This window comes from Pseudundibacterium arcticum (assembly GCF_042646465.1).
Classification (GTDB): domain Bacteria; phylum Pseudomonadota; class Gammaproteobacteria; order Burkholderiales; family Burkholderiaceae_D; genus Undibacterium_A; species Undibacterium_A arcticum.
Window position 1 is genome coordinate 1 of record NZ_JBHRTP010000034.1, and the last position, 5,952, is coordinate 5,952.

The 5,952-nt window shown below is 54.4% G+C and carries 6 protein-coding genes and 1 pseudogene; 3 read left to right on the plus strand and 4 right to left on the minus strand.

What is annotated here, in order from left to right:
- Nucleotides 1–553 precede the first annotated feature (553 nt).
- The gene (locus ACFOFO_RS11945) at nt 554–709 is read left to right on the plus strand and encodes a hypothetical protein (protein WP_390331597.1); all 156 of its coding nucleotides are present in this window, start codon (nt 554–556) and stop codon (nt 707–709) included.
- A 60-nt stretch (nt 710–769) separates the two neighbouring features.
- On the opposite strand, the gene ACFOFO_RS11950 is transcribed toward ACFOFO_RS11945, so the two are convergent.
- A complete protein-coding gene (locus tag ACFOFO_RS11950) occupies nt 770–1,699 on the minus strand; it encodes a cation diffusion facilitator family transporter (RefSeq protein WP_390331598.1) in 930 nt (309 codons plus the stop codon).
- Nucleotides 1,700–2,459: 760 nt separating this feature from the next.
- Here ACFOFO_RS11950 and ACFOFO_RS26590 point away from each other — a divergent pair.
- Nucleotides 2,460–2,705, plus strand: a complete 246-nt coding sequence (locus ACFOFO_RS26590; protein ID WP_449369370.1) for a hypothetical protein — start codon at nt 2,460–2,462, stop codon at nt 2,703–2,705.
- A gap of 5 nt (nt 2,706–2,710) precedes the next feature.
- Here the strand turns inward: ACFOFO_RS26590 and ACFOFO_RS11960 are convergent, their stop codons facing one another.
- The 3 genes from ACFOFO_RS11960 to ACFOFO_RS11970 all read right to left on the minus strand — a co-directional run bounded on the left by ACFOFO_RS11960 (nt 2,711) and on the right by ACFOFO_RS11970 (nt 4,717).
- Nucleotides 2,711–3,142: a YybH family protein gene (locus ACFOFO_RS11960; RefSeq protein ID WP_390324587.1), complete on the minus strand. Its 432-nt coding sequence runs from the start codon at nt 3,140–3,142 to the stop codon at nt 2,711–2,713.
- Between the two features lie 342 nt (nt 3,143–3,484).
- Nucleotides 3,485–3,859, minus strand: coding sequence for a hypothetical protein (locus ACFOFO_RS11965; protein ID WP_390324585.1), 375 nt, complete (start codon nt 3,857–3,859; stop codon nt 3,485–3,487).
- A gap of 546 nt (nt 3,860–4,405) precedes the next feature.
- Nucleotides 4,406–4,717: a hypothetical protein gene (locus ACFOFO_RS11970; protein ID WP_390324584.1), complete on the minus strand. Its 312-nt coding sequence runs from the start codon at nt 4,715–4,717 to the stop codon at nt 4,406–4,408.
- Between the two features lie 481 nt (nt 4,718–5,198).
- On the opposite strand from ACFOFO_RS11970, the pseudogene ACFOFO_RS11975 reads away from it, so the two are divergent.
- A pseudogene (locus ACFOFO_RS11975) lies at nt 5,199–5,812 on the plus strand (tyrosine-type recombinase/integrase).
- Nucleotides 5,813–5,952: the final 140 nt, after the last annotated feature.

Sequence of the window (5,952 nt, forward strand, 5' to 3'; positions counted from 1 at the left end):
ACACAGCTAATTGCCAGAGAATCCCGCAAGCGGAGCGGCCTATGACGGACGTTGAAAACAAAATGGAGCGTCTTCTTTTCATGAGGCCGACTGACCGCAAAGGGTCGGGTCTTGCCGGATGGTCTCGAAAACTGAATGGCAGCAAAGTCGCTGACACCCGACCGTGGCTGGGGCACCGGTCATTTTTTGCTCTCAGAGGCAGGTGAAGTCTGATACCTGCCGCTCAGGTTTTAAGGGTGGCTGGCTCTAGCCGACCCGAAGCTGCCAATTGCGCGGCACGCATGAGTGTCTCTTATCTACCTGCTAACGACCGATCGCGGCCGAGCGTTTTTACTTTGGCGCATTCTGTCGGAGCTAGCAAGAATCGCGTGAGTATCGAAAGGAGTGATCGGCCCGCAAGCAACGAGCGGCCACATGGAGCGTCGCGGTCAAGGCCGCCTGCGCCTTCACCGACGATGAGCTATTTTTCGACGCGGGTGTCGTGGCGAGGCTTTCGATTCAAGGTCGATGGCGACGGTCTATTGTCTTCGTTTCAGGACGAGTGACCGGGTTCATGCTGCTGGTGCGCGGCAGCGCGGAATACCTGACCGATCGTGTCGGTGAGCTAAAGGAAGTACATTCGGAGCTTGCGACGACGCTGGCGGCCATCGCTCTGAATCAGGAAAAGGTGGCTGCCAGTTCAGACACCGGCGAAAGCGAAACCTCGTAACGGCGACGAATGCGGCGCTGTTACGAGGCTTGTTGAATTCGCAGCTCGAGACTTATCCGGTCAGGCGTGCTGGCCAACTGGAATGGCAACCGGTTTGCGGCCGAACGCAGTCGCACCAACCGGGTCGATATGCGTCATAACGTCGAGAACTGGATGCCTGTCGATTACATTTTTGCGTGCCGCTGCCGCGATATCATGCCCCTCAACGAGGGAGATCTGATCATTAACCTCCAGATGAACGTCTACAACAATCGAATCTCCCATCTTTCGGGTACGCAGGTCGTGTACGCCTAGCACACCCTCGCTTTCCCGCAGCGTCTGCCTGATCGCAGCCACTTCCTCTTCCTCGGCGGCTCGATCCATGAGGTCATTCATGGCATTCCATGCAAACCCCCAGCCCATCCGGCTAACCATGAACCCTACGATCAGGGCGGCGACAGGATCCAATAGCGGATAACCCATCAGATTTCCCACGATACCAATGGCCACCACCAATGAGGATGCGGCATCCGAGCGGGCATGCCACGCGTTGGCAATCAACATGCTTGACTTTACCCGCTTGGCGATAGCCAGCATATAGTGGAAGAGCAGTTCCTTGGCAGCAAGAGCCACTATGGCCACCCAAAGTGCGGCGACGTGTACAGCGGGGATCGCGGACGGGTTTCTGAACTTCACGACAGATGTCCACAGCATTCCAATGCCCACTCCAAGTAGGAGCAAGCCTAGGACGAGCGACGCCGCGTTTTCAAAACGCTGATGACCATACGGATGGTCGTCATCCGGTCCCTTCTTGCTATGCTGGCCAGCAAACAACACGACGAAATCAGATACAAGGTCTGACAGCGAGTGAATGCCGTCGGACAGCAATGCTTGCGACCTGGCGAAAATACCAATCACAATCTGTGTGGTTGCCAGTAGGACATTGACCCAGACACTGACAAAAGTGCTGCGCCGGGCGGCCTTGTGGCGGCTAACTTCATCATCATCCATTTGACTTGGCTCCGGACACTGGTTGGCGAAAGTACAGCTTGTTATTCCGGGGGCGAGTATCGCACAAGTGAGCGATGAATGCGATCTAAGCCATTGTTTTTTATGGACAAATCTAAACGAAAATGATTTTCAATCGTTATTCAGTTACGAAAAGTGGTTCGTCTACGCCGTTGGTCGGTGAATTAGATAATCTCGTCGACTGGACGATCATCGTGGTTGCCGCGGGGCACGCGCTAGTGGCAGCCTCCCACCACTACATACTTCAAGACGAAGTAGGACCCTCGTAGCGCGGACGATCAGATGAAGCTCTCCGCCTATGTTTATCGCGACGTAGACCTGACCTAAGAACTACATAAATTCACGTGCTGGCACCCGAGTGTCTGGACCGCCGGACGCACGGTTGCAGCGAGCGTAAGAAGAGGCGGGCCGAGCTCGCTTCGAAGTTGGGCGCTTTCGCCGTGGATCATGAGCCCGTGTGCGCCGACACCGTCAACGAAAGTGAAAGTGAACCGAGGCGCGACGACCTCGATACCTCATAGCTTTTCGGGCAACTCCATCGAGACACTTCTGCCTTTGGCGAACGGCCACTGTGCAGCTGTTATCTGCCGCCCACTGCTGACCGATCAATGACTCATAGTGGCCGAAAGTTCCCATTGGCATTCTAAGCCCGAATGGCCGTTGATAATACACAGCTGCCGTTCAGGTAAGAGATTCGGGTACCTTCGGCGCAATGGCCGCTTCGGAGCAGCGCACGGAATCAATGACCGCAATGGAGAAGAAAAGCCAGTGGCTGGTCATGGCCGGTCAGCGACCGTCGAGTTCGGCAGTCGTGACCAGTCTGGCGGGACTACACCTCCGTCTGGTCGGCGATCTCCAGAGCATCGTCGACCTCGATCCCGAGATACTGCACCATGCTTTTCAGCTCGCTGAGGCCCAGAACTGGACAACCCTGCCCATCGACACGGGTCAAGTCCGCATTCACATTTTACCCAAGATGGCAGGATAGGTTGATTACGTCTTGGCCTCCATCCGCTTAAGAACATCCAGCATCGCCGGAGAAACATCCGTGTGGTGATGGACGATCTTCCAGCTACCCGCCTCGCGGCGATAGATGTTTGTGACGCGATGATCTAAGGTAACCTGCTGTCCACCAAACTTAGCCTGCCCACGCTCGGAACCCAGTTCGTAGGCCAGATCTCCCGTGACCTGAATCATCTGATCATCCAGTCTTACCCGCCCCTCTGAGGCGATCTGGGCCACTTGCTGAAATGATTCTCGGACTTTGTCCCAACCGACCTGCTGTCCGCCAATCGGATGCATGGCCGTTACGGTGGCACCGTGCGACCAGATGTCTGACATTGGACGGGGATCCCCATTGGCCATGTTGTTCAACGCTGCGTAGAACTGTTCTGATGCTTTGCGGACTTCGTCTTCTGTGGACATGACTCATTCTCCTTGAGTGATTGACGGGCTGCTGCAAATTTAAAATACACCACCGGCCATTTCGCGTTGAAGCAACTGGGCGTCAATGTCGGCTACGCGGAAATTCTTACGTTGCCCTTGAAGGTCTCCTTTTGGCCGGACTGCGTCATTCGCGACAGGCCGAATTTGACCCGAAGCTGACTATCGCGCTTCGCAAAAGCGGATGCTCAACGCTCGGCATCAGCGGCGGCGCGAAGCGTCGCCGCTGCATGCCGTTGTTAGGCGGGCCATCAAATCTTGTGCTTCTCAATCGAGCCATAGGCGTTGAGGTAGAGACGCCGAATCGAGCCCTCCATCCCACATTCACCAGAGCGAGTTGATGATCGGAGCCGCCGGCAGTCCCGTGACCGTGCATTTCTCCATCCACTTGACGAGGGCTGGGAAGTCCTGCCAACTCGATTCGGCCATCTGGAAGTGGTCGGCCACACCAGCGCCTGTCTCGTAGATCTCGCTCAGGATGAAGCAGGTGTTGCCGGTCGGAGCAGAGTTGGGATCCATGGAGTTGGAAAGCTCCGGCGCTTTGGACACGTTGTAACTCAGAAGAGCCTTGTCCCCCTCGCGGTGATGCGTTGCCTCCATCCAAGGACCGTGGCTCCGAAAGAGGCGATCACCCTCCGCTACCTGATCCGGCGGAGCAACGAAGAAGAGCGTAAGCTGAATCTTACCTTTGTGTGACATGATCTGTTCTCCTTGTCTTGTTTGTTGGGGTTATCGTACTTTTGGTGCAAATTGACACGCCGCGCGACCAAAACCGTTGTGCAACAACGAGTTACAAATCACCGCAACCTGAAAATCTGTGCAAACTGTAAGTTGTTGATTCTCCGATTAATTTCTTGGCTAACCGCACCAATTTGCACCAAAAGTACGATAACCCCCTTTATCGAGTCGATGCCATCGGAACGGTAGTCGTGGGACGAGGCTCTTGCCAGCTCATTTATCCAACATAGCTGGTCGCGGACAGCATTCAAGTGAAATGTAACGGCCACCGGCAGCTTGCAAACACAATCGACCCATTGCTGCCGGTCACGACAAAGGACAGCGGACTCTCAACGTTCGAGCTCAGGGGCCGCGTCAGCGGGGCGGAGCGATGCGCTGCCCCGCTGGTAAGCGGTCCCCTGCAGCGTGAGGTTGGGCATTCTAGCCCTTACTTGGGCACCGGGAACAGTATCGAGCGTCGATTTCTAAAGCGTACCGTCGAGCCGGATTGTGGAGTTCACCACGTCATCACAAAACGCGATAAATTTCCCAGCGGCTTGTCCCGGAAACCACATGCGGCTCGAGATCCTTGCTCCATTGTTTATGCGCTGCAATCGTCGCCAGTTTTTCCCAAGCCTGGTTGAGCTCACTAAGGTCCTTAACAAGATGTTCCGATTGAATAGTTGCCTCCAGCGCGCCGATCGAGCCGGTTAGCAACCGGGTTTTGTCAGCGTTAAACCCAACTTGCGGCGCAATTTCCTGTAACCAACGCTGCATAAGGTCGATCACATTCTGTTTGTATCCGAACTTCGCATCGATGCTCCAACGGGCGATTATCATGATTTACCTCATCTAGTCTTACGAACATTGACGTGACCAGTACTTCCTGTAACACATTGCATCTTGTAAGGAATGGCTTGCCTTCTCGCTATGCGGGGCACGCACTGGATATTTGCACAATCATGTTGAAAGCCGACAGTAACCTGACAACTCCTTTGAGGCTATAGGTACATTTAATGGTTATCAATCAGGTCACAATTATCTGGTTTGATTCAGGCCATCTCATGAGTGTCTGTTTTCGAGATGAAGCTTGACTGGCTGATGTTGGCCGAGAGAGCCCCTTGTCACGTCATTTATTAAGCTTAGCCAGACGCCGACGACATACCAGCGAAATGTAACGACCACCGGCAGCTTGTGGCCGATTGTACGCATTCGGCATCAATTCAGAAAGCGGCCGTCAAGGGACTCGTGCCCCGAGGTGGCAGGCTGACATAGGCATAGCAACACAATCAGACTTCGACCAACCACGAAGGAGTCTGATATGGAATCAACTCACACTCGGGAGCCATGGAACAAAGGTAAACTGATCGGGCAAAAGCCGCCACTCAAGCCAAAGGATATCTGGGCAATCCGAATCCACCTCCAAAACAGCCAGCAGATTCGAGACCTGGCGATGTTCAACCTCGCAATCGACAGCAAGTTGCGCGGTTGTGATCTCGTCAATTTGAGTGTTCGCGATGTCACGCACGGCAACCAGATTTTGGCTAGGACGATGGTCGTGCAGCGAAAGACCCAACGACCAGTGCAATTTGAATTGACGGAACCGACCAGAACCGCAGTCGCAGCCTGGATCGATAAGGCGCACTGAAGCCGGAGCAGCACCTATTTCCGAGCCGTCTCACGAAGTCGCCCCATGTTTCGACACGGCAGTATGCCCGGATCGTGCATCAGTGGGTTTCAGCCATCGGCCTCGATTCAACAATCTATGGCACGCACACCATGCGGCGAACCAAAGCGACCTTGATCTACAAGCGGACAAAAAATCTACGTGCCGTCCAGCTTTTGCTTGGCCACACGAAACTGGAAAGCACAGTTCGTTACCTGGGCATTGAAGTAGATGATGCTCTGGAAATTTCAGAACAGACCGAGATCTAGCAAGCGCTGTCTATGCCGGTCATACGGCCGTCGTTTCGCGCGAAGCCGTATGCCGCTTTCTGCCGCGATGCTGAACGCGTACAATCGGCCAAATATAGTTAATCCATTCGATCTTTATCGCAGTTGGTCTGATGTCTGTT